The following is a 517-nucleotide window of genomic DNA, read 5'->3' on the forward strand; positions in this document are numbered from 1 at the left end:
TGCGTCCCAAACCGCCGGCCAGAACATGAACAAAGGCCTCAACTACAGCCCCACCCTGCCGCAGCATGAAAGCGGCGACAGCCAAGGCTATACCCGCTCGGTACTCGGCGAAGGCAAAATTACCATCGGCGGCCAAGCCACCAGCGCCCGCGCACTCGGCATCCAAACCGATCTGCAAAACGCCCACTGCGCCGCTGCCTGAAGGTGAATACCAAGATCCCTTCGACTTTATGCGTGCCTACGATTTGGACTTCCCTTACGAATACCTGCAAAACTGGGTGGATTACTACACCGGCCAAACAGATACTTTGGGTTTGCCGCCGCTTGCGAATGACGAATAGAGTTTAGGATTAAGTTGCTGTGTGTTTACATCGCAGGCAGCCTGCCCCCTTTTCCCGTTTTCAGGCTGCCTTTCCCCACCCCCGCACACACTACGGATACCCCCGCCATGAACAAACACCGCCATAAAACCGTCTTCAACCGCACCCGCGGCATCCTGATGGCCGTAGCCGAGACT

The 517-nt window shown here is 56.9% G+C and carries 2 protein-coding genes and 1 pseudogene; all 3 read left to right on the top strand.

The annotated features are described in order from the left end of the window. A partial coding sequence (locus tag ACTHR7_RS10780) for a hypothetical protein (RefSeq protein WP_440370805.1) occupies positions 1–202 on the top strand: 202 nt, incomplete at its 5' end. After that, positions 192–341, top strand: a pseudogene (locus tag ACTHR7_RS10785) (RNA polymerase subunit sigma); the annotation flags it as partial. The gene ACTHR7_RS10780 and the pseudogene ACTHR7_RS10785, both read left to right, overlap by 11 nt. 107 nt (positions 342–448) lie before the next feature. After that, positions 449–517, top strand: a 69-nt coding sequence (locus ACTHR7_RS10790) for an ESPR-type extended signal peptide-containing protein (RefSeq protein ID WP_440370806.1), incomplete at its 3' end; no start/stop codon positions are given.

The sequence above is a fragment of the Neisseria sp. P0007.S010 genome, from assembly GCF_051962875.1.
GTDB lineage: Bacteria > Pseudomonadota > Gammaproteobacteria > Burkholderiales > Neisseriaceae > Neisseria > Neisseria subflava_A.